This window comes from Rhodoferax antarcticus ANT.BR, from assembly GCF_001938565.1.
GTDB lineage: Bacteria > Pseudomonadota > Gammaproteobacteria > Burkholderiales > Burkholderiaceae_C > Rhodoferax > Rhodoferax antarcticus.
Genome location: NZ_MSYM01000007.1, coordinates 83,627 through 107,104 on the forward strand (window position 1 = coordinate 83,627; position 23,478 = coordinate 107,104).

Here is a 23,478-nt window from a genome sequence, read left to right on the forward strand (position 1 = left end):
AGCCTCTAGCCCTTATGGATAAAGCGCTAACAGCTATTAAATTAAAAGTCTTTCATGTCATTTTTCAGCCCCTTAAACCCGCCGCTTAAACACTGGCACGGCAAAACCGTGTGGATTGTGGGCGCCTCCAGCGGCATTGGTGCCGCCACCGCACGCGCCCTGCTGGCGCAAGGCGCACGCGTGGTGGTATCGGCCCGCAACGCCACCGCGCTACAAACCCTGGCAGAAAACAACCCGCTGTGCCAAGCGTTGCCGCTGGACGCCACCGACAGCGCAGCGGTGCATCAGGCCGCCAAAATTTTGCTCACCCAAGGCCCGTTGGACATGGTGATGTACTGCGCTGGTCACTACGAACCCATGCGCGCCGATGCGCTGGATGTGGCGCAGATGAAGCGCCATTGCGAGGTTAATTACCTGGGCGCACTGTACCTGCTGGACGCGGTGCTGCCCGCCTTGCGCGCCCGAGGCGAAGGCCACTTAAGCCTGGTCGGCAGCGTCGCGGGCTTTCGCGGCCTGCCCAACAGCCTGGCTTACGGCCCCACCAAAGCCGCGCTGATCAACCTGGCCGAGGCGCTGTACCTTGACCTGCACAGCGAAGGACTGGGCGTGTCGATCATCAACCCCGGCTTTGTCGAAACCCCGCTGACTGCGCAAAACGACTTCAAAATGCCCGCGTTGCTCACCCCCGACCAGGCAGCGCAAGCCATTGTGCAAGGCTGGGCCAAAGGCCGGTTTGAAATCCATTTCCCAAAACGCTTCACGGGCTGGCTGAAAATCATGCGTCTATTGCCCTACCGCGTCTATTTCAAACTGGTTCAAAAGGCCACCCAATGACCGCTGAAACGCCTCAAAGCCCCGACCAAGCCCCCGACCACAGCGCGCAAATAGCCCGCATGGTGCAGCTTTTTGAAACCATCACGCCACAAAACATCAGCCGTCTGGGCGAGTTTTATGACCCAAAGGCGCGCTTTAAAGACCCGTTTAACGAGGTGGTGGGCATTCCCGCCATTGGGCACATCTTTGCCCACATGTTTGTGCAGTTAACGCAGCCGCATTTTGTGGTGACGCAGCAGGTGCTGCAAGGCCAGCAGTGTTTTCTGACCTGGGAACTCAGATTTGGCTTCAAAGGCTTCAAAACCAGCCAGACCCAAACCATTTTGGGTGCCACGCACCTGTTTCTGAATGAGGCCGGGCTGATCACCCTGCACCGCGACTATTGGGATGCTGCCGAAGAACTCTACGAAAAGTTACCGGTGGTGGGCGGCCTGATGCGTTGGCTGAAACGCCGAGCCAGCCAGTGAACTGCATTTGGTCGCCATTTGCCCGGTACCTGATCGGCATCGGTCATCCGAAAGGTTGGGTATCAGCAAAGCTGGGCCGCAGCATCAACTTGTCATACAGCCGGTGCAGATTCGGGTGCGTTTCGCGCCAATTGATGTCGGCAAAGCGGAAATCCAGGTAACCCAGCGCCACGCCCACCGCAATGTCGGCCAGCCCCAGATACGTGCCCATGTAATACGGCTTGTCCCCCAGGCCGCTGCTCATGGCCTGCAAGGCAGCATGCACTTTCACCAGTTGCCGGTCAATCCAGGACTGGCTGCGCTGGGACTCTTCGCGGCCGCTCCAGGTGGCTTCCATGCGCGCCGCAATGGCCGCATCCAGCAGGCCATCGGCCAGCGCCTCCCAGTTTTTCACCTCGGCGCGCTCGCGCCCGACGGCGGGCAGCAGTTTGCCCACCGGCGACAGCGTGTCAAAGTACTCCACGATCACCCGCGAGTCTGAAATGGCATCGCCGTTTTCCATGATCAGACAAGGCACCATGCCCAGCGGGTTGTACTGTGCAATCGTAGTGGTGGCAGACCACACGTCTTCCAGCACATACTCGTGCTCGAGCTTTTTCTCGGCCATAACCACCCGCACCTTGCGAACGTAGGGGCTGGTGTTCGATCCGATAAGTTTCATGGGCATGTTGAGGCGCAGTCCAGTCTGTAGTTTCGTGGCATTCTAGCCACCGACATTGCCCTGGGCTGACAGCCCAGCAAACGTCTGACCCACCCTACAATCTTGCGCATGAGTACTTCTGCCATCTCCGCTCTCTCGCCGCTGGACGGCCGCTACGCCGCCAAACTTGCCAAACTGCGCCCCGCCATGAGTGAGTTGGGCTACATGCACCGCCGGGTGCAGGTTGAAGTCGCCTGGTTTATCGCCCTGAGCGACTGTGGCTTTGCCGAATTCAAACCGCTGTCGCCCGGTGCCCGCACCTATCTGCTGGGCCTGGTCAAAAACTTCTCGCTGGCCGATGGCCTGGCCATCAAGGAGATCGAAAAAACCACCAACCATGACGTGAAAGCGGTCGAATACTGGCTCAAGGGCCGGTTTGAAGCGCGCCCGGAACTGCTGGCCGCACAAGAGTTTGTGCACTTTGGCTGCACCAGCGAAGACATCAACAACACCAGCCATGCCTTGCAGCTCAAAACCGGCCGCGACGCGGTGCTGCTGCCCGCGCTCGACATCATCATCAGCAAATTGCGCGACATGGCGCACACCTTTGCCGCTGTGCCCATGCTCAGCCGCACCCACGGCCAAACCGCCAGCCCCACCACCGTGGGCAAGGAAGTGGCCAACGTAGTGGTGCGCTTAAGTGCAGCGCGCGAGAAGATTGCCAGCATCCCACTGATGGCCAAAATGAACGGCGCCGTGGGCAACTACAACGCGCACCTGTCCGCCTGGCCCGAGCATGACTGGGAAGCCTTCAGCAAAAAAGTGATTGAAACCCCTGAGCCGCTGGGCCTGGGCCTGACGTTTCAGCCCTACAGCATCCAGATCGAGCCGCACGACTACATGGCTGAGCTGTTTGACGCGGTGGCGCGCACCAACACCATCCTCATCGACTGGTCGCGCGATGTGTGGGGCTATGTGAGCCTGGGCTACTTCAAGCAAAAGCTCAAAAAAGGCGAAGTCGGCTCCAGCACCATGCCGCACAAGGTGAATCCGATCGATTTTGAAAACGCCGAAGGCAACTTGGGCCTGGCCAACGCGGTGTTGCGCCATCTTTCCGAGAAATTACCCATCTCGCGCTTTCAGCGCGACCTGACCGACAGCACTGTGCTGCGCAATATGGGTGTGGCGCTGGGTTATGCCGTGCTGGCCTACCAATCGCTGGCCACCGGCCTGGGCAAGCTCGAAATCAACGAAACCGCCATTGCCAAAGACCTGGACACCTCATGGGAAGTGCTGGCCGAGCCGATTCAAACGGTGATGCGCCGCTTTGGCCTGCCTGAGCCGTATGAGCAACTCAAGGAATTCACCCGTGGCGCGCCAATGACACGCGAGCTGATGCAAGGCTTTATCGCCCGCCTGGCGATTCCCGACGCTGAAAAAACCCGCCTGCTGGCCATGACGCCGGGCAGCTACACCGGCTTGGCTGCGGAGCTGGCGCGCCGGGTTTGAGTATCTTGCTGAAAATCCATACAATCTGAAAAACGCTTCTTCAGATTGTATGAATTCGTATCCAAGAGATCTAACTTCGACCTTGCACCGCCTGGCTGGGCAGTTCCCGGTCATCGGGCTGACCGGGCCGCGCCAGTCCGGCAAAACAACGCTAGCCAAACAACTGTTTGCCGACAAGCCTTATGTTTCCTTGGAAGACCCTGGAGAACTGGGCTTTGCACAGACCGATGCGCGCGGCTTTTTGCGGCGCTTTGAAGGTGGCGCGGTGTTCGACGAGGCCCAGCGCTGGCCGCAGCTGTTCTCGTATTTGCAAGGTATGGTCGATGCGCTGCGCACCCCCGGACGCTTTGTGCTCACCGGTTCACAGCAGTTTGACCTGATGGCAGGCATCAGCCAGTCGCTGGCTGGGCGCATTGGGCTGGCCCGGCTGCTGCCGCTGGCAGCCTCCGAGCTGGGCACAGCGCATATGCAAGACCTGCCGCAACACCTTTGGCGTGGCGGCTACCCGGCGCTATGGCAGCAGCCCACAACCCCTGCGCAAGCCAACGACTGGTTTGCCAGCTATATCGTGACCTATATTGAGCGTGACGTGCGCCAACTGCTCAAGGTACAAGACCTGTCCGCTTTTCAGCGTTTTGTGCGCCTGTGCGCAGGTCACACAGGCTGCCTGCTGAATCTGGCCAGCCTGGCAGCAGACGCTGGCATCAGCCACCCCACCGCGCGGCAATGGCTATCGGTTTTGGAGAGCAGCGAGCTGGTTTATTTGCTGCCGCCCTACCATCGCAATTTTGGTAAACGCTTGGTCAAGACCCCCAAGCTGTATTTCACCGACAGCGGTCTGGCAAGCTGGCTGCTGGGCGTTCGCGAACCCGAACAACTTTGGCTGCACCCGCTGCGCGGCGCGCTGTTCGAGTCCTGGGTCATGGGTGAATTTCGCAAATACCGCCTTAACCAGGGGCAGCCTGCCGAGATGTATTTCTGGCGTGACAACAATGGCCTCGAAGCTGATCTGGTGTTTGAAACCCCTGTAGGCCTGCAATGTGTTGAGATCAAATCGGGCCAGACACTTACCCCCGACCTGGTGCGCGCGGGCAAACAAGCCAACCGATTTGTCACCGAGCCCTCGCCCGAGCCCTGGTTGATTCATGGTGGCACCGACAACTACACCCGTGAGGGTGTGCGATGCATCAGCTGGCAGCGTCTGGGGCACCCACAAGTGCACGAATCCATTCCCTTTTGATCCGCCCTGCGCAACCCCTCATGGCCATCAAATCCACCATCTTCAAAGCCAGCCTGCAAATTGCAGACATTGACCACAGCTACTACGCCGACCACGCGCTGACGCTGGCGCGCCACCCCAGCGAAACCGACGAGCGCATGATGGTGCGGCTGTGTGCACTGGCGTTGCAGGCGCACCAATTGCAAAGCGTCTGCGGCGGTGACGGCACACTGGCCTTTGGTGCGGGCCTGTCCAACCCTGACGAGCCCGACGTGTGGCTGCGCGATTTCACTGGCCTTACAAGGCTGTGGATCGAAGTCGGCCAACCCGAAGACAAACCGCTCGCCAAAGCCTGCAACAAGGCCGACGCCGTGGTGCTGTACGCCTTTGGTCAGGCAGCAGATGTGTGGTGGCGCGGCATCCAGACCAAACTCACCCGGCTGGACCGGCTGCAGGTGTGGCGTATTCCCAGTGCCACCGCGCAGGCGCTGATTCCCATGGCGCAGCGCAACATGGCTCTGCAAGCCACCGTGCAAGAAGATGTGCTGATGCTCGGCGACGGCAAGCACAACGTCGACATTGAGCCGCTGCGCTGGAAATAAAGCGCCACTTGCCGCTTTTTGGTACAAAGGCCGTCTTTTCACCAGACTGACACACCATGACTCCTGCTGCAGACCCTCTCGTCCTCACCACCCGTGACGGCCGCGGCCTGGTCACCTTGACGCTGAATCGGCCTGATGCCTTCAACGCCTTGTCTGAGGCGCTGATGACTGCGCTGCAACATGAACTAGACACGCTGGCCACAGACGAGAGCACACGCTGCGTCGTCATCGCCGCAGCAGGCAAAGCCTTTTGCGCCGGCCACGACCTGCGCGAAATGCGCGCCAGCCCCTCGCACGACTATTACCAAACTCTTTTCAAGCAATGCGCCAAGCTGATGATGAGCATCCAAAAGCTGCCCGTGCCGGTGATTGCCCGGGTGCACGGCGTGGCCACCGCTGCGGGCTGCCAGCTGGTGGCCATGTGCGACCTGGCGGTGGCCGCCAGCAATGCCCGCTTTGCGGTCAGTGGCGTCAACCTGGGCCTGTTTTGCAGCACCCCCGGCGTGGCCCTGTCGCGCAATCTGGGCCGCAAAGCCGCCTTTGAAATGCTGGTCACCGGAGAATTCATCAGCGCCCAGAAAGCGCTGGCTGAAGGCTTGGTCAACCGGGTGGCCGAGCCAGACCAGCTGGACGCGGAGCTGGGCGAGTTGGCCAACAGCATTCTGGCCAAGCCACGCGCCGCCGTCACGCTGGGCAAAACGCTGTTTTACCGCCAGCTGGAAAACGGCATCGAAGCCGCCTACATCGACGCCGCCCAGACCATGGCCTGCAACATGATGATTGACAGCGCGCTCGAAGGCGTGCAAGCGTTCATTGAGAAGCGGCCACCGGCTTGGCAGCAGGCCTGACCAGTTGCCAGACCCATTTGTGTCAAAACTGAAAAAATGGGCTGTATGCAGTCCAGGGCTTGAAGTCTGACTATTCAGTCAAGTGCGCCTGGTCGATAACGGCTGGAGTATGTGGCTCACTCTCTTAGTACCGTTTTGGGACTATACTGAACTCATGCGAATAGTCGCATTGCGTCATCTCGAATCCTACTGGAAACAACCAAACCGCAGTGATGCAGAAGGTGCGCTTAAGGCTTGGCTCGCTGAGGCCAAACAGGCGCAATGGACATCACCCCAGGACGTGAAGAATCATTATGCGAACGCCAGCATCATTGCAAACAACCGCGCGGTGTTCAACATCAAGGGGAACGACTACCGGTTGATCGTCGCGATTGCGTGCAAGATGCAATACGTCTACTTGAAGTTCATTGGCACCCATGCCGAATATGACAAAGTTGATACCACCACAGTAGACCAATTCAAAGGAATCTGATCATGGAAATCAAAGCCATCCGTACCGAAGTTGATTACCTTGCTGCATTGCAAGAGGTGTCCGCTCTGATAGATATTGACCCAGCCGCCGACTCGCCCGAAGGCGAGCGACTTGATGTGCTGGGCACGCTCGTGCAGGCCTATGAAGCGAAGCACTATCCCATTGGCCCTCCTAACCCCATTGAGGCGATCAAATTTCGCATGGATCAATCCGGCATGACGGTGAAAGATCTGGTGCCATACATTGGCCCGCTCAATCGCGTTTACGAAGTTCTGTCCCACAAACGCTCGCTATCGCTCAGCATGATTCGTCGGTTGAGCGACGGCCTACATATTCCTGCTGAGGTATTGATCCGCGAATCGCAAGCCGTCGCAGCCTGAGTGCGCTGGCAGAACCAACCAACTTTTGCACAAAGTTAAGTTCATCCAAGAAGCTTGGTTCCAGCATCTGAATGTAAATAGCCATGCACACCGATGGCAGGTCCTGAAACAAATATCAGCCTTAAGCGACAGTTTTGGCCCGCCGTGCCGATGAGCCAATCTTCACCTGCGCCTGCCCGTCAATCACCACCGTATCTTTCACGCGGCAGGTGGTTTGCAGGGTCACGCGGCCCTTGTCACCGATCTCCAGCACGGTGACCGTGGCGTGCACCGTGTCGCCGGGGCGCACCGGGGCCAGAAACTTAAGACTTTGCTCCAAGTAAATCGTGCCCGGACCCGGCAAGCGGTTGGCTAGCACCGCAGAAATCAAGCTAGCTGACAACATGCCGTGCGCAATGCGCCCCTTGAACGGCGTGCTGGCCGCGTACTCTTCATTGATATGGATGGCGTTCACATCGGTGGACACGGCGGAGAACAGCAAAATGTCTGCCTCGCTGATGGTTTTGGCCACCGTGGCGGTCATGCCCAGGTGCAGGTCTTCAATGTCGTAGCCGTTTTGGTCATTCATGGCAAAGTTTCCTTTGGGTTGGCTGGACAAGCGCAGATTGTCATGCCTGGGCCGCAGGCGCATCCACATCCACATCCTCAAAAACTGCCGCCATACCCAGCGCCAGTTTCACCGACTCGAAATGGCAGTCTGGCTCACCGGCGTAATCGTGCAGTAACCACTCGTTACCCGGCTGGCGGCGAAAAACCTCCACCCGCCGGGCATCAATGTCGATCAGCACAAACTCCTGCAGTTCAGTAATTTGCCGGTAGCTGGCAAATTTGGCACCCCGGTCATAGGCGGCGGTTGAATCAGACAGAATTTCAACAATCAGATGCGGGTGCTCCACATACAGGTCGGCGCGGCGGTCACGCGGGTCACAGGTCACCATCACATCCGGGTAAAAAAACGCATCAGCCGCTGCCACACGCAGCTTCATGTCAGAGATGAAAGACAGGCAGGGCGAGCCACGCAGATGCTCGCGCAGCTTTGCAAAAACATTCCCAGCCACGGTGGCATGCACGCGTCGCACACCCACCATTGCAAAAACCTCGCCCGCCACATACTCCGACTTGTCGGGCTGGTCAGCCTCCCAGGCCAAGTAGGCATTGGCATCAAAATTTGTCTTGGTCAGCGGTAGTCCCATCTCGTACTCCTCAGGCGGCGGTGGTGGTTTGGCGTTAGCACACAAGTGTGCCATCAACTGCGCGCCATCAACGCCTTGACAGTACCCGCAAGGCTCGGTGACGATCCAAAAAACGACGACATCTTCAACGTCTTATCTGCCCCAAGAGCCGGCGGGTGTCTGCCAACACGCCCTGGCAACGCGCCTTGGCGCAGGTTCCTCAGGACAACGTGAACAGTCAGACGGCGCACTGGATATAAGCAAATTCCGCGGGTCAATCTGCCCGCAGCCCATCCGCCAAACTGCCAAACGCCTGCAACGGCAGTGCGCTGATGCCTTCTGCCAAAGGCCAGGGCTTGTCCACGCCTTCTGCGTGGCACACCACATAAAGATGTTCCAACGCCAAAGCATCCTGCGCTGAACGCATCGACGGTGTCACTTTGGGTGAGCGGGTCAGTTTGACTTCAAACCCCAGTCGATGCCCGTTGTGCGTGGTCATCAAATCCAGTTCTGCGCCCGAATGAAGTCCCCAAAAATACACCTCGTCCCGGCCTGCGCCGGTTTGGCGAATGATTTCGCGCAACGCAAACCCCTCCCAGGAGGCACCACATTTCGGATGCGCCAATAAATCGTGGTACTCGGCAATACCAAGCAAACTGTGCAACAAACCCGTATCGGACAGGTAAACCTTGGGGGCCTTGACCTCGCGTTTGCCCTGATTGGTGTGCCATGGCCGCAGCCGCCATGTCATAAAGGTGCCCTCCAGAATATCGAGGTAGCGTGACACGGTTTTGTCGCTGACGCCCAGGGCGCGTGCCAGCTCGCTGCCGTTCCACGTTTGGGCATGGTAATGACCCAGCATGGTCCAAAACCGGCGCAATGTCAGGGCTGGCAAGTTGATGCCCAGTTGGGGCAAGTCCCGCTCCAGATAGGTGCGAATGAAAGACTCCCGCCAGGCGCGGCTGGCGGCCAGGTTGTCTGCCAGAAAGGCGCGCGGGAAACCACCCCGCAACCAACGCTGGTCCATTTGATTGGGTGCCAGTTCATCCAGACTCAGACCATCGAGCTCATGAAACATCACCCGCCCAGCCAGGCTCTCGGACGTGTTGCGCAAGAGTTCGGGGGCGGCACTACCCAGAACGAGAAAGCGCGCTGGCGCATCGGCCCTGTCGGCCAGCACACGCAGAAGCGGAAAAAGACTTGGTTTAATCTGAATCTCATCCAGCACCACCAACCCGGTTAACGGACGCAATACAAACGAAGGGTCACTTAGCCGCGCTTGGTCGTCTGGATCTTCCAGATCAAAGAGATGCGTTGGCCCAACCCACTGAGCAGCCAACTGGCGCGCCAAAGTGGTTTTTCCGACCTGGCGTGGCCCCAACAACGCCACCACCGGAAACTGCTGCAAACCGAGCACTATTTGATTGAGATGCTTGTCTCGACGAATCATTTCTGCATATTACATCGAAATATCGGATGGGTACTCCGAGATTTCGCTGCTGCCGCAGTTTGCGACCGTTGACAAACCGACATCAAACTAGGCCGAGCCGACCGGTAAAGCAACGCCAGCGCGCAACCTCAGCGCGCAGCGCCTGGCCGTCTGAGTGGACTGACCGCTTAGCCAAAAATTGAATCGGGTTCAGCACTTTTATTCATTATTAATAGCAGCTTACGCACTGTTTATAAGGGCTACAGGCCAATTTGGCAATAAACCGAGCCTGGCGCCTTTTTTCCCTCATATTTACCTGCAAAACGACCTTTACGACAACCTCAAGGTACACGCGCGTACCGTTGGCATCAGTATTTCAGAGCTCATTCGGCGCACTCTGGAAAGAGATATTCAGAAAGACCCCACGGCTGACGCTACCGCCTTTTTCAAGCGACTTAAGCCACTAAAGAGTTTTAACAACATCGACGCGCAGGACCATGTTCAAGCGATCCGCAGCAAGAGCCGTGTCCTGAAGAAAGGCGACGCGCAATGACACCACCGCAGCTGGTACTTGACGCAGACGTTGTCATTAATCTGCTAAAAAAAAGTGCCGTCTGTGGTGGCCTGCTTTCTTGAATTGGTACCGAAGGACCCCCTTCGATTTTTGATCAGCCCTATCGTCTTGCTCAGGTTTTCCCTCAGCCAATAAACTGGCAGCAGTTTTAAGCGCCTGGTCTTTGGGCAAACGGGTTCACGATGCTGACACCCGCCATGGTCTCACCCGCATTCAAGTTTTCGCTGAAAAGCTGGTTACAACCTGCAATTTGGGCACTGGCAATGATCAGCGCGTCATAAAAAGCCACGCTGCGCGTCTGATGCAGATCCAGACCGGCGCGGATCACAGCAGGCGTCACCTGAACCACTTCAAACTGCTCGTACAGATCGAGCTGGGCGCGAACATGCTGCGCAGGCAGTTTCAGTTTTTTGAGCGCCACATTGCAATACTCCTGAAGCACTTGTGTTGACAAAACACCCTCGTTGTTTTCATACAGACCTTTAAGTAGCGTTAATGCCGCACGCTGCTTGGCAGGCGCATCACAAGCCTCGGCATAAATCAACACCTTGGTGTCGATAAAACTCCTGGTCGCCATCTGGTCAGCGCGCGTTGGCTTCATCACGGTCAAAGCGCCAGTCTCCCAGCTGGGCATTCGACTGCAAGCAGCGCTGCTCAAACTGCGCCCATTGCTGGCCACGCTGGGCCGTGCCCGCCAATTGCTCCAGGTAGTCACGCACCACCTGATTGAGACTCTTGCCGAGCTTCTGCGCAGCCTCACGCGCCCGCGCTGCAACTTGCCCGTCAACCGACAATGTGATGTTCATTTTGCTCTCCTGTGAATGTGTGCACATATTATGTGTAACTTTTGCGCTTGTTAAACCGGATCCATTTGAAGGTGAATGGCAGGGTCGATCATCCATGCCGCGTGGTGACAAAAATTGTCAACGCAAAGTGCGTGACTGACAAAAATGGGCGGCACTGAACAGACGCTTGGCGTCACATTGGCCAGAATTTGCCGAGAAATTGGCAAAACAGGCCGCAAATCAACTTGGCACGCGAACTGCTGTTATGACCCGGTCAGTCAAGTTGTTTTCTTTCTTAACCTCAAGGAGTCTCACATGAAGCGTTCCATGCAAAAGGGTTTTACCCTGATCGAGCTGATGATCGTGGTTGCGATCATTGGTATTTTGGCTGCGGTGGCGTTGCCGGCTTATCAGGATTACACGGTCAAGGCGAAGATGTCTGAAGTTATCTTGGCAGCGTCAGCCTGTCGCACTAGCATGACGGAGACGATCCAGACAGCCAATACTGCTATTGCTATAAATGGTTGGGGTTGTGAAGTAGCTGCAGGTTCTGGAACAAAATATGTTAATTCTGTGGCAACAGCTGCTGGCACGGTAGCTGGCGCTGTTGGTGGTGGATTGATTACAGTGACTACACGTGGTTTTAATGATGCCGCAATTGATGCCAAAACCATACAAATGGCGCCATGCAGTACTTCAGTCACTACGTTTTCTGCTTGTTCGCAGCCGCCTTTGGGTACTTCTGTTAATACATGGGTTTGCGGTCCTGGCGCGACAAATCCCGTTCCTTCAAAATATCTGCCAGGTTCATGCAAAGCAACTTGAGCTTGACTTGATGTGAAAAGCGGCTTCGGCCGCTTTTTTTATGCGCATTTCACGCACGTACGCTTTAGGGCTGTTTTTTTTCACACTGTCGTGGCTCGGCTACGACCACTATCGGCCGTGGATCAATTTCCATTCTGAGTGGTTTGCATTTCTGGGTCTGTTCGGCCTGCTCCTTAGCATCCTGTTGCACCAGCCGCATTCAGTTGTGATGCCAAAGGCCAGTGCCTGGATCGCTTTGGCAATCGGACTGCCTTGGTTGCAATATGCCGTTGGCATCAATTGGTTTGCGGGTGATGCTCTCTTGTCCTCGCTGTATCTGTCCGGCCTGCTGGCGGCAGTTTTCGTCGGCTACTCCTTGGCTCGCAACGACGATGCACAACTTTCGTACTGTTTGACCGGATTGATGCACAGCCTATGGATTGCCGCCATCGTTTCCGCCGCCATTGGCTTGGCACAATGGCTGAATGTAGATGGCCACTTGGGGATGTACGTGGTCCAGTCCGACCCGGGCGACCGCGCCATGGGCAACCTCGGCCAACCCAATCAGTTGGCCACGCTGTTGCTCATGGGCATGGCGGCTTTTTTGTATGTGTACGAGCGCGGCGTGATCGGCCGATTCACCTTCTTCCTTGGCATCGGTTTTCTGACCGGTGTGTTGATTCTGGCGCAGTCACGGGCGGGCATGCTCAGTGTTGTCGTCGTCGCTGGCTTCCTGATCTGGAAGAAAAGGACGGTCCAGTCGCGCCTGTCTGCCAAGGCGGTCGGCGGGTGGGTCATCTGCTTTTTGATTGGCGTGTGGCTCCTGCCCTTCCTGAGCGAGGCCTTGCTGCTGAGCGATGTGCGCAGCATCAGGGATGCCAGTCCCATCAGCCAGCGCTTGCGCATGTGGCAACAGGTCGCCTACGCCGTGGCTCAGTCGCCCTGGGTGGGTTATGGCTGGAACCAGACGCCAGTTGCCCATGCAGCCGGTGCGATTGCCTTTCCCGGCTCCATCCCCTACAACTACGCGCATAACTTTGTCATGGATATGTTGGCGTGGAACGGGCTGCCCTTGGGGTTATTGCTGTGCGGCGCCATCGCATGGTGGTTTGTAACCCGCATTCGGACCAGCGTGCGCCTGGATGCCGTTCACGCCATGGCGTGTTTGCTGCCCTTGGCCGTCCACAGCATGCTGGAATATCCGTTTGCTTATGCTTACTTTCTGATGGCTGCCGGTTTCATGGTCGGCGTCGTGGAAGCAGCCAGGGTGCCCACTCGGACGATCATGCTGAATGTGCGCTGGGCTTGGGGTTTTCTGGCGTTATCGGTGCCGGTGGGCAGCTATCTGACGTATGAGTATTTCCTGATTGAAGAGGATTTTCGGACGGTGCGGTTTGAGAGCTTGCGAATTGGTAAAACACCCGCGGAATATGAAATTCCGCACGTCTGGATGATCTCGCATCTGGCGGCCATGCTCAAGGCGTCACGACTGGTCGTTGAGCCTGGTATGTCGACTGCTGATCTGGAAAACCTACGACAAGTCTCGCAGCGGTTTGCCTATGGCCAAATGAATTGTCGCTATGCGATTGCCCTCGGTTTGAATGGTCAGCCCGTGGGTGCAAGGCATCAGTTGGCGATTGTTCGGGGCATGTACGGCGACAAGTACCAAGCGGCCTGCAAATTAGAGATACGCCGCCTTGAGCAGGAGAAGTACCCTCAGCTTGCGGCCGTGCTGGTTCCTTGATGCCCATGTGGTGGAATTCGGTACAGTTGAAAGAAAAGTAGCCCCTGTCAAATTGACAGAACATTCAGATTGCTCCAGCACCTTACGATCATGCCAATACCTACCGACTTCTTCTGGAAAGACCGCCTCAAGGCCAGCGGCATACATTTTGGGATCAGCCTCGTCATCGCACTGTTGGCGGCCGCACTGGTGTTCGGACTTTGGTACCCCTACCCTTACCGCGAGATTTCTGGCGGGCGCGAGTTGTTTTTTATTGTGGTGATGGTGGACGTCATTCTGGGGCCGCTGATTACATTTACGATCTTTAACCGCACCAAGCCCTGGCGGGAGTTGCGGCGCGATCTGGCCATAGTGGTCTTGATTCAGCTTGGCGCGCTGGGCTTCGGCCTGTGGACGGTGTTCGTGGCGCGGCCGGTGCACCTGGTGTTTGAATATGACCGTTTTCGGGTGGTGCATGCGGTTGATGTGCCCGCTGAGTTGCTCAGCAGAGCGCCGCCTGATGTGGCCGCTTTGCCACTGACCGGGCCAACACTGTTGTCTTTGCGGCCGTTCAAGGATGCCAATGAAAAAATGGACGCCACAATGGCCGCCCTGGGAGGCTTGTCACTGAGCGCCCGGCCTGACCTCTGGCAACCGTACTCAGTAGCTAAAAATGACATCTGGCAAGCTGCCAAACCAATCGCTGACCTGAAAACCCGATTTGCCGCGCAGGCCACAGAGATTGACGCCGTCATCGCAAAAACCGGACGCAAGCCGGAAACGCTGGCTTACCTGCCTATGGTGGGGCGCAAATCGTTCTGGACCGTGCTGCTTGACCCGGTAACGTCAGAGGTGTTGGGGTTCATTCCATTAGATTCATTTGGTAATTAGGGTCAGATTCCAATTAAATTCCCTGATCGCGCCCATATCGAATCTACCGGAAATAGGGGGTCAGGCTCGAATTAACGAGCTAACAGCGCGCCATGCCCCTTGGTAATCAGGGTCAGATTCCAATTAAATTCCCTGATCGAAACCACCTCGCATCCACTCGCTGAAATTCATCCGAAATCAGCCTGTTGCTGCCGTATTCCTTGGACAAGTCGCTATGAAATATAAAGCGGATTCCAGTGTGAAACAGGTCAGAATTTGAGTAAACATAACGCCTGCAACCGCAGCGCCTTGGCGGCACCCGTTGGGCAGCGCTTGTCTTGCTCCCAGTTGCGGAGGTGTCCGGCACGTCTTCATCGATCTGGGTGCTTTACCGACTAAGCAGCCGTTTTTCCAAAAGCGTTGGGAAATCTTGTCTGTGCCCAGCGAATAGGTACACGTAGATGTCACGGCCAACTCGCCGGTAAACTAACTTGTGATGCGAGGTAATCACGTTCAGGTAGTCAAGGATTCCCACTGATGCCAATTCCTGAACAGGTGTTCCGTTAAAGATGCCGGTATCAACCTTCTCCAGCTTCTCAAAAATCTCGTCCTCGGCTTTCAGCCACGCGGCTTGGCCCCATTTGTCGAGCATGTACGCCTGGAGCGAAAGCAAGTCTTCCTGCGCATCGGGAAGAATGACGACAGCCATTAATTGCGGCTTTGGCGGACGGCCAGCAACTGTGCACGCGACTGCGCAGCGGAAATGCCTTTCCCTTTCAAACGGTCGTTCTCGCCTAAGGCGAAAACTTTCAAAGCGGCAATGAGGGCTTGCTTTTCTTGAAACTCCTTGACGCCCTCAATCACCATGCTGGCCTCACCATTCTGGGTGATCACGAACGGCATACCGTTCATGGCGAGGTCTTCAGAAATCTGGGCGGCATGACTTTTCAGATAAGAAATGGACTTTATGTTGGCGACGGACTGCATAGTGCTCCCTTTGCTTGAGTGGGTCTGAATTTAATCCTGAATTTGGTTGGGGTCAATAGTTCAGCGAGAGAAACTGCGTAATAAGGGGTCAGGCTCGAATTAAAGAGCTAAGAGCAAACTCGCGCCATGCCCCGTCACCCCCGTATTCACCTTGATGACGTGCCCCTGCACATTGTGCAGCGCGGCCACAACCGCCAGCCTTGCTTTTTTACCACGGCCGACTATCTGGCCTCCCAAGTTCGACACTTCCTGCACGCAAGTGATTGATTTCATTAGAAACGGACTTCAAAGTGAATCTAATTCGAGCCTGACCCCTTTCTTCCCGTGGCATCAGCTACATCAAGCATCATAGTGGTGGCGACATGAAACGATGTGCAAGTTGTCATCAGTGGCACGGTACACCAGCCGGTGCGTATCATCTATCCGGCGGGACCAGTAGCCGGATAAGTTGCCCAGCAGTGGTTCAGGTTTGCCTATGCCCTCGAACGGTGTACGCCGTGCTGATTCGATGAGTAGATTGATACGCTTCAAAGTCTTTTTATCCTGCCCCTGCCAGTCAACGTCATCGGCCCACACCGCACCAACGAAAAGAACGCCCCTCATACCTCGATCAGCGTTTGCGGTTTGGACTCCCCGGCCTTGTCCTGCGCTATCGCCATGGCCAAGTGCGCTGCATTGGCTGGGTTGGATAGCAGGTACATGGTTTCAACCATGCTCGAATAGGCATCCTCTGACACGATGACAACATTGCCGCCGCGTCGGTGAATGAGGGTGGGTGCGTGGTCGTTAACAACACGGTCAAGCACTGCTTTGAGTGAGCTTCGAGCTTCGGAGTAGGTCACGACATTCATTTGACATCCTTTGATAGTTGTACAATTTATTGTACTTTTAATAAGGGGGCCTAATCAACGGGGCCGGGCTCGGATCAACACGCTACGTCGGCGCGGATGGCGCGGTTTAAAAACTTCAAGCCGCCTGCAATTCCTTAACTGTCTCCCAGCCTAGGCAGGCCAGCCAGACGGTTTTTGGAATCGGCTTGGCACCACACAGATAGTAATTAAGCATTCGGCGCGAAACACCGATGGCCTGCGCGGCTCGTTCTTGCGTCAGGTTGTGGCGGGCCATCCAGTTCAGCACCCGCTCAGGTCCAATGCCACCGGCCTGCTCGGTGGCCATATTGCGCAGATTGTCAGCAGCCATTTCCAGATCATCGTCAATCCAGACCACATAGCCGCCCAACGCATCAACACGGGCGAGGGCAAACACGGCAGCATCGCCCAGTGCGTCCAGTGCTGGGTGGGTTTTGATGGCGCTGGCCAAATCAACGTTCAAGGTGGCACCGTCGGCAAAGGTCAACGTTAACCCGGCGGGGGCTCGCACCGCCAGCGCCTTGATGGTGTGTTGCGGGTCGTGAATCATGGGTTGCACTCCTTGAAAACTTGCACGCATTGCGCGCGGTTGGCCTCGATCCAGATCAGCGCTGCCGCAATGTCAGATGCGCGTAGCGTGCGGCTAGTGACTGCCAGTGTGGCCAAGTCCACCAGCGCATCACGCCGATCTGCCATCACCACATGCACATGGGGCGGGCGGTGGTCTGGCACATTCACCCGAATGGTCATGTTCGGCAGGCGGTGGATTGTTAGCACGGATCAATTGTTGTGCAATGATTGCACAATGTCAAGCGGCTAATGGAAAAGCAAATAAGGCAAATAAGGGGTCAGGCTCGAATTAAAGAGCTAACATCGCGCCAAAAAAATAAAGGGGTCAAAAAAATAAAGGGGTCAGGTCTTGCATTCACACATTTGCCCGCGCTGCCAAGTCCTCAAGCCCAACATCGCGAGAGTGCAAGGTGGTTTGCATGGACATAATCTAATTCGAGCCTGACCCCTTTCTTCCCGGGGCCAACACTGTTGTCGCTGCGTGAGTTTGGAGATGGCGATCCAGCAATCTGAACAGCTTGACCAAGGCCCGTGGCGGCTTGGCAAGGTGGCATCAGTTCGTCGGGCCGAAGGATGTCCAAGAGGTGTGTGTTATGCCAGTTCGGGCATAATTAATTGATGACGCTACAAGAAAGACCTCTGGTCTGGATTGGGGGCAGTAAAAAAGACCTGATGCTTCTTCCAACGCAAGTGAGGAAGTTTTTTGGTCACGCCTTGGATTTTGCGCAGCGTGGCGATCAACATGGTGCGGCAAAGGTGCTCAAGGGCTTTGGCGGTGCTGGTGTGCTTGAGGTTGTCGAAAACGACATAGGCGGGACGTACCGCGCTGTTTACACCGTGAAATTCGAGGATGCTGTGTTCGTCCTGCACTGCTTTCAGAAGAAGAGCAAGAGCGGCATCGCCACACCGAAGGAGGACATGGAAATCATCCGCGCTAGGCTGAAGGTGGCTGAGGCGCTCGCAAAGGAGCTACGAAATGGAAAAACGCATCATTGACGGCATCGAGATCGAAACCGGCTCAGGCAACGTCTTCGCCGATCTTGACCTGCCCGACGCCGACAAGCTCAAGATTAAATCCGGCTTGGTGATCGAGATCACCAAGGCCGTGCGCAAGCTCGGCCTGACCCAGGACGAAGCAGCGCGACGCATGGGTATCACACAGCCAAAGGTGTCGGGCATGCTGCGCGGCGGCTTCGCGAACCTGTCCGAGCGCAAGCTGATGGACTGCTTGAATCGGCTTGGCTACGACATCGAGATCAAGGTGAAGCCCGCCGCCACACCTCTCGGGCATTTGATGCTTGCCATTGCTTGAGGCGGCAATAGGGTAATGTTAGGAATAAGGGGTCAGGCTCGAATTAAAGAGCTAACATCGCGCCATGCCCCGTCACCCCCGTATTCACCTTGATGGCGTGCCCCTGCACATTGTGCAGCGCGGCCACAACCGCCAGCCTTGCTTTTTTACCACGGCCGACTATCTGGCCTATCTGGAATGGCTCGGTGATGCTGCCCGGCGCAACGGTTGCCAGATTCACGCCTACGTTCTCATGACCAACCACGTGCACCTGCTGCTCACGCCGGGCGATGCGCAGGCTGTGTCACGCATGATGATGGCACTAGGCAGGCGCTACGTGCCCTACGTCAACGCTACCTACCAGCGTTCGGGCACCCTGTGGGAAGGGCGCTACAAGTCATCGCTCATTGATTCCGAGGCTTACCTGATGGCCTGCATGCGCTACATCGAGCTCAATCCAGTGCGTGCCGGGATATGCACCGATCCGGCGCACTACCGCTGGAGCAGCTACCGCAGCAATGCCTTGGGCGAAGCCGTTGACACGATCACTGCGCACCCGCTGTTGGCAGGGTTGGGTCAAGACGATGCCACTCGACAAGCGGCTTACCGCGAACTATTCAACCAAGTGCTGCCAGACACAACCATTGGCGATATTCGACTGGCGCTAAACCAGACGCAACCCTTGGGCAGTAGCCGGTTTTTTGATGCGATCGAACTGGCGACGGGCCAGCGACGAGAAGCCAAACCACGCGGCAGACCCAGGCGAACAGAGCTTTAAATCGAGCCTGACCCCTTTTTTGGGCGACGGGCCAGCGACGAGAAGCCAAACCACGCGGCAGACCCAGGCGGGCAGAGCTTTAAATCGAGCCTGACCCCTTTTTCGTTTTTCGTTGCGGTGGCTTCGCGAACCTGTCCGAGCGCAAGCTGATGGACTGCTTGAATCGGCTACGTAATAAGGGGTCAGGCTCGAATTAAAGTGCTGCCAGACACAACCATTGGCGATATTCGACTGGCGCTAAACCAGACGCAACCCTTGGGCAGTAGCCGGTTTTTTGATGTAACTTTAAATCGAGCCTGACCCCTTTTTGGCGATAGCTCCTGTCTGATTTCAATGTAGTTACGTTACTACAAAGTAGTTTCAGACGCCCGATCTTGGAGCCGAGTGGGCGCTTGTGGCGAAAATACAGGTCTTTTCCGCCTTCTTTGCCGTTCGCCAAAGCCCCATGCCCGCCCTCGCCGTCTTCCTTTTTGTCACCCTGCCCTGGCTGAACCCGTTTACACCGGGGCCGGTGGCGCAGGTGGGGCCCCTGCTGTTTGCCTGGGTGTGCGCGGCCGGGGTGTTGCTGGCTTTCGCGTTTGACCGGCAGCGCGGTGAAAACCCGCAAATAGTCAGCGCTCTGACTGCGGCTTGGGCAGTGGCGGCGTGTTTGAGTGCCTTGGTGGGGTTGGCGCAATACTTTGGCGCCGCCAGTGCATTCGGTGTGTGGGTGAATCACACCGGGGTGGGCGAGGCGTTTGGCAACCTGCGCCAGCGTAATCAGTTTGCCACGCTGCAAAACATCGGTCTGTTCGCGTTGGTCTGGCTGGCGGCCCCGGCCTTAGCCGTCGGGGCGCGGCACTCGGCGGCGGGTGAACGCGCTTTTCCTTGGCAGTCGCTGCGCTCGCCCGCGCTGCTGCTTGGCGCGGCGCTGCTGGGCGCGGGCAATGCGGCGTCCTCATCTCGCACTGGCTTGTTGCAACTGTTTTTGGTGTGGCTACTGGTGTGGGGCTGGCAACGCACGGCTGGGCGCAATGCGGCGCAGCCGCGCTGGAGGCTGACGGTGAGACTGGCGGTGGTTCTGACGACGCTGTTGGCTTTTGCCCTGGCCACGTTCGCGCTGCCTTGGCTGGCCGGGCTGGACCCGTTGGGCAGCGGCGCCTGGGCCCGCCTGCGCGCGGGTGATTCGGCGTGTGCCAGCCGACTGACGCTGTGGGGCAATGTGCTGCATTTGATCGAGCTCAAGCCATGGCTGGGCTGGGGTTGGGGTGAGTTGGACTATGCCCACTTCGTCACCCTGTATCCGGGCGAGCGGTTTTGCGCCATTCTGGACAACGCGCACAACCTGCCTTTGCACCTGGCGGTGGAACTGGGTTTGCCTGCGGCGCTGGCCCTGTGCGGCGGAGCACTGTGGCTGGTCTGGCGCGGCCAGCCCTGGCGTGAGCAGCACCCCACACGCCAGTTGGCGTGGGGCGTGCTGGCGGTGATTGGGCTGCACAGCCTGCTGGAATACCCGCTTTGGTACGGCCCGTTTCAGATGGCTGCCGTGTTGAGCGTTTGGCTGCTGTGGTGGGTTCCCCGCCATTCGGCAAGCGCTGGTTCTTATAAGAGTTTTAGGCCTCTAGCCCTTTATTCATATGCGCTGATTGCTTTGATTATCGTAGCGTATTGCAGCTTTGCCGCCTGGAACTACTACCTGGTCAGCCAGCTCTACTTGCCCGCCAATCAACGTGCCAATGCCTACCGCGAGAACACTTTGCAAAAGGTCAGGTCAGCCTGGCTGTACCAGGACACAGTGCGTTTTGCCGAGCTGACCACCACGGCCCTGACGGCGGACAACGCGGCCTACCAAAACGCACTGGCCAAAAACATGCTGCACTTTTCGCCCGAGGCCAAGGTGGTTGAGGTGCTGCTAAACAGTGCCGTGCTGCTGGGCCGCACCGATGTGGTGACGTTTTATGCGGCGCGGTATCGGGCGGCTTTCCCGAAGGATGACGATGGCTGGATGCGCCCGAGTTCAGCGCCAGAGGCTGCTGCTGAGGCACCGCCTTGAGCGCACGCATCATCGATCAAGCACCGCCGGTGCAGCCGGTGCCGCCACAAAACTCCCCGACTTACCGCCATGCTTTTGCAGCAGCTTGCAGTCGGTAAGCGTCATGCCGCGGTCGACCGCCTTGCACATGTCGTAAATGGTCAGCAGCGCTACTTGCACCGCGGTCAGGGCTTCCATCTCGACACCGGTGGAGCCAACCGTTTCCACCGTTGCAGTGCAATAAACGGCGCTAGCCCTTATGGCGTCTGCGTGAAGCACTTCGAACTCAATAGCAACCCGGGTGAGCGCCAGTGGGTGGCACAGCGGGATCAGCTCACTGGTTTTTTTGGCCGCCATGATGCCGGCCACGCGGGCAATGCCCAGCACATCGCCCTTTTTGGCGCTGCCGGATTCGATCAGCGCCAGCGTAGCGGGCAGCATCTCGATGCGCCCACCGGCCACGCCGATGCGGTGGGTGGCGGCCTTGGCGGCCACGTCAACCATGTGGGCTTGGCCCTGGTCGTCAAAATGGGTAAGCGTGCTCATGACAAATCGTTTCAAAAAAGGCTGTGCTCTGGCAGGTTCAACCAACCCTCGGGTAAGGCTGGCATCATACGGGCTTGAGTGTGACACCGCCGCGGCTGCGGCGCTCACCGATGCGCTGGACACCTGAATCAAAACTTATGAAAAATCGGCCTCTGGCCCATATCTTTAAAGGGTTCACTGCTATTACCTGTGTAGTGGCTGGTGGCCTGCTGCCGGGTGCTTTAACAGCGCAAACGCCGTCCGCCAACAGCAGCACCCCTGGTTACCGCAACGCTGGCAACAGCTTGCCCCTGCTGGGCGACAGCAGTGCGGTGGCCAGTGCAGAAGAACGCCGCCTGGGCGACCGCATTGCCCGCGAGTTGTTTCGCGACCCCGATTACCTAGACGACCCGGTGCTGGCCGACTATGTGCAAGGCGTCTGGCAGCCGCTGCTGGTGGCAGCCCGCCAGCGCGGCGAGCTCACGCCCGAACTCGACGAGCGTTTTGCCTGGCAGATACTGCTAGGGCGCGACCGTACCGTGAACGCGTTTGCACTACCCGGCGGCTACCTGGGCATCAACCTCGGGCTGCTGGGCGTGGTGAGCAGCCGCGATGAACTGGCCTCGGTGCTGGGTCATGAGCTGAGCCACGTCACCCAGCGGCATATCTCACGCCTTATCGCCAAAGACAGCGCGCAAACGCCGTGGATGATCGGCGCGATGATTTTGGGCGCGCTGGCGGCCAGCAAAAACCCCGATGCCGGCAACGCCCTGCTGGTGGGTGGGCAAGCGCTGGCGGCGCAAAGTCAGCTGAATTTTTCACGCGACATGGAGCGCGAGGCCGACCGCGTTGGCTTTGGCGTGATGACGCAGGCGGGTTTTGAGGCGCAAGGCTTTGTCACCATGTTTGACAAGCTGCAGCAAGCCGCGCGGCTGAACGACAGCGGCGGCTACGCCTATTTGCGCAGCCACCCGCTGACCACCGAGCGCATCGCCGACATGCAGTCGCGCCTGCCGCTGGGCGCGCCGCACCCGGTGGCGCGCGCGCCGCTGATGCACCACGCCATGATGGCGACCCGCGCCAAGGTGCTCTCCAACCCTGGTGTGGACGCTTTGCGCGTCTGGCAGACCCAGGCAGACGATGCCAGTTTGGGCAACGCACCTGCTGCACAACAGGCAGGTATCTTGTATGGCGCAGCGCTGGCCGCCCTGCAGTTGCGCGACGTGGCGCTGGCGCGGCACAACCTGGCGCGCTTGCAGACGCTGGCAGCAACCGATGCCAAAAGCGCCGAGCCGCTGCGCTGGCTCGATGCCGAGATCAACCTGGCAGCGCGCGACCTGACGCCTGCGCAGCGCTTTGACCTGGCCACCCGGCTGGGCCTGACAGCCGCCCCAACACCCCCACTGGCCAGCCTGCGCCGCCCGCAACTGATGCTGCAAACCCAGTTGGCGCTACAGCTCAACCAGCCTGCCCTGTTGAATGCACAAACACAAACGCTGCAAACCTGGCTGACTGTGCAACCGCAAGACGCGCTAACCTGGCAAGCGCTGGCGCGCCTCTACGCAGCCCAAAACCAAACCTTGCGCGCCCTGCGCGCCGACGCCGAGGCGCAAGCCGCCCGGCTGGATTACACCGGCGCGCTGGACCGCCTGCGCGCCGCGCAAGACATGATGCGTGCGAGTGAAGTAGGGGGGAGTGTGGCCGACCATATTGACGCGTCGATCATCGACACGCGCCAGCGCCAGATCGAGGCGCTGGTCAAGCAGCAGGTACTCAGTCCTTGAGGGCGGTGTCAATCACCAACCCCAGGCCCGAATAAATCAGCGAGCCCAGCAGCGCCGCGCCAAAGCCTTGCACATAAAAGCCGCTCAGCACACCGGAGGCGGCCCAGAACATCAGTGCGTTGATGACAAACAAAAATAGCCCCAGCGTGATCACTGTCACTGGCAGCGTCAGCAGCACCAGCAGCGGGCGCAGCACCATGTTGAAAAGCCCGATGACAAGGGCGGCCAGCAGGGCTGAGCCAAAGCTGCCCACCACGACGCCAGGGTAGATGTAGGCAACAGCCAGCAGGGCAACTGCACTGAGCAGCCATTTGAGGATAAGTTTCATGCGTCTA

At 57.8% G+C, this 23,478-nt stretch carries 32 protein-coding genes; 18 read left to right on the forward strand and 14 right to left on the reverse strand.

The window, feature by feature from the left end; all coding sequences use genetic code 11:
* Positions 1 to 54: 54 nt before the first annotated feature.
* Entirely contained in the window at positions 55 to 834 is a 780-nt protein-coding gene (locus BLL52_RS03630) for an SDR family NAD(P)-dependent oxidoreductase (protein WP_075585362.1), read from the forward strand.
* Positions 831 to 1,301 carry a nuclear transport factor 2 family protein gene (locus tag BLL52_RS03635; protein ID WP_075585363.1) on the forward strand — a complete coding sequence of 157 codons (471 nt, stop codon included), beginning with the start codon at positions 831 to 833 and terminating at the stop codon, positions 1,299 to 1,301. The genes BLL52_RS03630 and BLL52_RS03635 overlap by 4 nt, the downstream gene beginning before the upstream one ends.
* Positions 1,302 to 1,344: 43 nt before the next feature.
* On the opposite strand, the gene BLL52_RS03640 is transcribed toward BLL52_RS03635, so the two are convergent.
* Positions 1,345 to 1,962 carry a glutathione S-transferase N-terminal domain-containing protein gene (locus BLL52_RS03640; RefSeq protein WP_075585577.1) on the reverse strand — a complete coding sequence of 206 codons (618 nt, stop codon included), beginning with the start codon at positions 1,960 to 1,962 and terminating at the stop codon, positions 1,345 to 1,347.
* 108 nt (positions 1,963 to 2,070) lie between these two features.
* On the opposite strand from BLL52_RS03640, the gene purB reads away from it, so the two are divergent.
* From purB to BLL52_RS03670, 6 genes are all read left to right on the forward strand, one after another.
* Positions 2,071 to 3,450 carry an adenylosuccinate lyase gene (gene purB / locus BLL52_RS03645; protein WP_075585364.1) on the forward strand — a complete coding sequence of 460 codons (1,380 nt, stop codon included), beginning with the start codon at positions 2,071 to 2,073 and terminating at the stop codon, positions 3,448 to 3,450.
* A gap of 82 nt (positions 3,451 to 3,532) precedes the next feature.
* Complete coding sequence (locus BLL52_RS03650; RefSeq protein WP_198930585.1) at positions 3,533 to 4,690, forward strand: ATP-binding protein; 1,158 nt, start codon at positions 3,533 to 3,535, stop codon at positions 4,688 to 4,690.
* Positions 4,691 to 4,710: 20 nt separating this feature from the next.
* Complete coding sequence (locus BLL52_RS03655; protein ID WP_075585366.1) at positions 4,711 to 5,271, forward strand: YaeQ family protein; 561 nt, start codon at positions 4,711 to 4,713, stop codon at positions 5,269 to 5,271.
* A 56-nt stretch (positions 5,272 to 5,327) separates the two neighbouring features.
* A complete protein-coding gene (locus BLL52_RS03660; protein WP_075585367.1) occupies positions 5,328 to 6,119 on the forward strand; it encodes an enoyl-CoA hydratase in 792 nt (263 codons plus the stop codon).
* A 154-nt stretch (positions 6,120 to 6,273) separates the two neighbouring features.
* Entirely contained in the window at positions 6,274 to 6,591 is a 318-nt protein-coding gene (locus tag BLL52_RS03665; protein WP_075585578.1) for a type II toxin-antitoxin system HigB family toxin, read from the forward strand.
* 2 nt (positions 6,592 to 6,593) lie between these two features.
* The gene (locus tag BLL52_RS03670) at positions 6,594 to 6,971 is read left to right on the forward strand and encodes a helix-turn-helix domain-containing protein (RefSeq protein WP_075585368.1); all 378 of its coding nucleotides are present in this window, start codon (positions 6,594 to 6,596) and stop codon (positions 6,969 to 6,971) included.
* Positions 6,972 to 7,092: 121 nt separating this feature from the next.
* Here BLL52_RS03670 and BLL52_RS03675 read toward each other — a convergent pair whose 3' ends face one another.
* The 3 genes from BLL52_RS03675 to BLL52_RS03685 all read right to left on the reverse strand — a co-directional run bounded on the left by BLL52_RS03675 (position 7,093) and on the right by BLL52_RS03685 (position 9,593).
* Positions 7,093 to 7,539: a MaoC family dehydratase gene (locus BLL52_RS03675; RefSeq protein WP_075585579.1), complete on the reverse strand. Its 447-nt coding sequence runs from the start codon at positions 7,537 to 7,539 to the stop codon at positions 7,093 to 7,095.
* A 40-nt stretch (positions 7,540 to 7,579) separates the two neighbouring features.
* Complete coding sequence (locus BLL52_RS03680) at positions 7,580 to 8,164, reverse strand: Uma2 family endonuclease (RefSeq protein ID WP_075585580.1); 585 nt, start codon at positions 8,162 to 8,164, stop codon at positions 7,580 to 7,582.
* Positions 8,165 to 8,417: 253 nt separating this feature from the next.
* Positions 8,418 to 9,593, reverse strand: coding sequence for an ATP-binding protein (locus BLL52_RS03685; RefSeq protein ID WP_075585369.1), 1,176 nt, complete (start codon positions 9,591 to 9,593; stop codon positions 8,418 to 8,420).
* 178 nt (positions 9,594 to 9,771) lie between these two features.
* Between BLL52_RS03685 and BLL52_RS03690 the strand changes: the two genes are divergently transcribed.
* Positions 9,772 to 10,125: a ribbon-helix-helix domain-containing protein gene (locus tag BLL52_RS03690; protein ID WP_075585370.1), complete on the forward strand. Its 354-nt coding sequence runs from the start codon at positions 9,772 to 9,774 to the stop codon at positions 10,123 to 10,125.
* A 169-nt stretch (positions 10,126 to 10,294) separates the two neighbouring features.
* Here BLL52_RS03690 and BLL52_RS03695 read toward each other — a convergent pair whose 3' ends face one another.
* Together BLL52_RS03695 and BLL52_RS03700 are read right to left on the reverse strand one after the other, a co-directional pair.
* Positions 10,295 to 10,747, reverse strand: a complete 453-nt coding sequence (locus BLL52_RS03695; RefSeq protein ID WP_198930593.1) for a PIN domain-containing protein — start codon at positions 10,745 to 10,747, stop codon at positions 10,295 to 10,297.
* Positions 10,728 to 10,952 (reverse strand): MerR family transcriptional regulator, encoded by a 225-nt coding sequence (locus tag BLL52_RS03700; RefSeq protein WP_075585582.1) that lies wholly within the window; start codon positions 10,950 to 10,952, stop codon positions 10,728 to 10,730. The genes BLL52_RS03695 and BLL52_RS03700 overlap by 20 nt, the downstream gene beginning before the upstream one ends.
* A gap of 294 nt (positions 10,953 to 11,246) precedes the next feature.
* On the opposite strand from BLL52_RS03700, the gene BLL52_RS03705 reads away from it, so the two are divergent.
* From BLL52_RS03705 to tfpZ, 3 genes are all read left to right on the forward strand, one after another.
* Positions 11,247 to 11,756, forward strand: a complete 510-nt coding sequence (locus BLL52_RS03705) for a pilin (RefSeq protein ID WP_075585371.1) — start codon at positions 11,247 to 11,249, stop codon at positions 11,754 to 11,756.
* Positions 11,757 to 11,964: 208 nt separating this feature from the next.
* On the forward strand, positions 11,965 to 13,479 hold the full coding sequence (locus tag BLL52_RS03710) for a PglL family O-oligosaccharyltransferase (RefSeq protein ID WP_241838988.1): 1,515 nt from the start codon (positions 11,965 to 11,967) through the stop codon (positions 13,477 to 13,479).
* 90 nt (positions 13,480 to 13,569) lie between these two features.
* Entirely contained in the window at positions 13,570 to 14,349 is a 780-nt protein-coding gene (gene tfpZ, locus BLL52_RS03715; RefSeq protein WP_075585373.1) for a TfpX/TfpZ family type IV pilin accessory protein, read from the forward strand.
* 367 nt (positions 14,350 to 14,716) lie between these two features.
* Here tfpZ and BLL52_RS03720 read toward each other — a convergent pair whose 3' ends face one another.
* Entirely contained in the window at positions 14,717 to 15,037 is a 321-nt protein-coding gene (locus tag BLL52_RS03720; RefSeq protein ID WP_075585374.1) for a type II toxin-antitoxin system RelE/ParE family toxin, read from the reverse strand.
* A complete protein-coding gene (locus BLL52_RS03725; RefSeq protein ID WP_075585375.1) occupies positions 15,037 to 15,315 on the reverse strand; it encodes a type II toxin-antitoxin system Phd/YefM family antitoxin in 279 nt (92 codons plus the stop codon). The genes BLL52_RS03720 and BLL52_RS03725 overlap by 1 nt, the downstream gene beginning before the upstream one ends.
* Positions 15,316 to 15,441: 126 nt before the next feature.
* On the opposite strand from BLL52_RS03725, the gene BLL52_RS20940 reads away from it, so the two are divergent.
* Positions 15,442 to 15,582, forward strand: a complete 141-nt coding sequence (locus BLL52_RS20940; protein WP_198930587.1) for a hypothetical protein — start codon at positions 15,442 to 15,444, stop codon at positions 15,580 to 15,582.
* Positions 15,583 to 15,654: 72 nt separating this feature from the next.
* Here the strand turns inward: BLL52_RS20940 and BLL52_RS03730 are convergent, their stop codons facing one another.
* From BLL52_RS03730 to BLL52_RS03745, 4 genes are all read right to left on the reverse strand, one after another.
* On the reverse strand, positions 15,655 to 15,918 hold the full coding sequence (locus tag BLL52_RS03730) for a Txe/YoeB family addiction module toxin (RefSeq protein ID WP_075585376.1): 264 nt from the start codon (positions 15,916 to 15,918) through the stop codon (positions 15,655 to 15,657).
* Complete coding sequence (locus BLL52_RS03735) at positions 15,915 to 16,166, reverse strand: type II toxin-antitoxin system Phd/YefM family antitoxin (RefSeq protein WP_075585377.1); 252 nt, start codon at positions 16,164 to 16,166, stop codon at positions 15,915 to 15,917. The genes BLL52_RS03730 and BLL52_RS03735 overlap by 4 nt, the downstream gene beginning before the upstream one ends.
* Before the next feature lie 115 nt (positions 16,167 to 16,281).
* Complete coding sequence (locus BLL52_RS03740; RefSeq protein ID WP_075585378.1) at positions 16,282 to 16,734, reverse strand: DUF2442 domain-containing protein; 453 nt, start codon at positions 16,732 to 16,734, stop codon at positions 16,282 to 16,284.
* Complete coding sequence (locus BLL52_RS03745) at positions 16,731 to 16,961, reverse strand: DUF4160 domain-containing protein (protein ID WP_075585379.1); 231 nt, start codon at positions 16,959 to 16,961, stop codon at positions 16,731 to 16,733. Before BLL52_RS03745 ends, BLL52_RS03740 begins: the two co-directional genes overlap by 4 nt.
* A 411-nt stretch (positions 16,962 to 17,372) precedes the next feature.
* Between BLL52_RS03745 and BLL52_RS03750 the strand changes: the two genes are divergently transcribed.
* The 4 genes from BLL52_RS03750 to BLL52_RS03765 all read left to right on the forward strand — a co-directional run bounded on the left by BLL52_RS03750 (position 17,373) and on the right by BLL52_RS03765 (position 20,855).
* Positions 17,373 to 17,750, forward strand: coding sequence for a type II toxin-antitoxin system RelE/ParE family toxin (locus BLL52_RS03750; protein WP_075585380.1), 378 nt, complete (start codon positions 17,373 to 17,375; stop codon positions 17,748 to 17,750).
* Positions 17,731 to 18,066: a helix-turn-helix domain-containing protein gene (locus BLL52_RS03755; protein WP_075585381.1), complete on the forward strand. Its 336-nt coding sequence runs from the start codon at positions 17,731 to 17,733 to the stop codon at positions 18,064 to 18,066. Before BLL52_RS03750 ends, BLL52_RS03755 begins: the two co-directional genes overlap by 20 nt.
* Before the next feature lie 64 nt (positions 18,067 to 18,130).
* Positions 18,131 to 18,823 carry a transposase gene (locus BLL52_RS03760; RefSeq protein ID WP_075585382.1) on the forward strand — a complete coding sequence of 231 codons (693 nt, stop codon included), beginning with the start codon at positions 18,131 to 18,133 and terminating at the stop codon, positions 18,821 to 18,823.
* 445 nt (positions 18,824 to 19,268) lie between these two features.
* Entirely contained in the window at positions 19,269 to 20,855 is a 1,587-nt protein-coding gene (locus BLL52_RS03765; RefSeq protein WP_075585383.1) for a Wzy polymerase domain-containing protein, read from the forward strand.
* Positions 20,856 to 20,864: 9 nt separating this feature from the next.
* Here BLL52_RS03765 and moaC read toward each other — a convergent pair whose 3' ends face one another.
* Positions 20,865 to 21,380, reverse strand: coding sequence for a cyclic pyranopterin monophosphate synthase MoaC (gene moaC / locus BLL52_RS03770; RefSeq protein ID WP_075585384.1), 516 nt, complete (start codon positions 21,378 to 21,380; stop codon positions 20,865 to 20,867).
* A gap of 137 nt (positions 21,381 to 21,517) precedes the next feature.
* Here moaC and BLL52_RS03775 point away from each other — a divergent pair, with 137 nt between their 5' ends.
* Positions 21,518 to 23,143 (forward strand): M48 family metalloprotease, encoded by a 1,626-nt coding sequence (locus BLL52_RS03775; protein ID WP_075585385.1) that lies wholly within the window; start codon positions 21,518 to 21,520, stop codon positions 23,141 to 23,143.
* Here BLL52_RS03775 and BLL52_RS03780 read toward each other — a convergent pair.
* Positions 23,133 to 23,471, reverse strand: coding sequence for a phage holin family protein (locus BLL52_RS03780; RefSeq protein WP_075585386.1), 339 nt, complete (start codon positions 23,469 to 23,471; stop codon positions 23,133 to 23,135). The genes BLL52_RS03775 and BLL52_RS03780 overlap by 11 nt on opposite strands.
* Positions 23,472 to 23,478 lie beyond the last annotated feature (7 nt).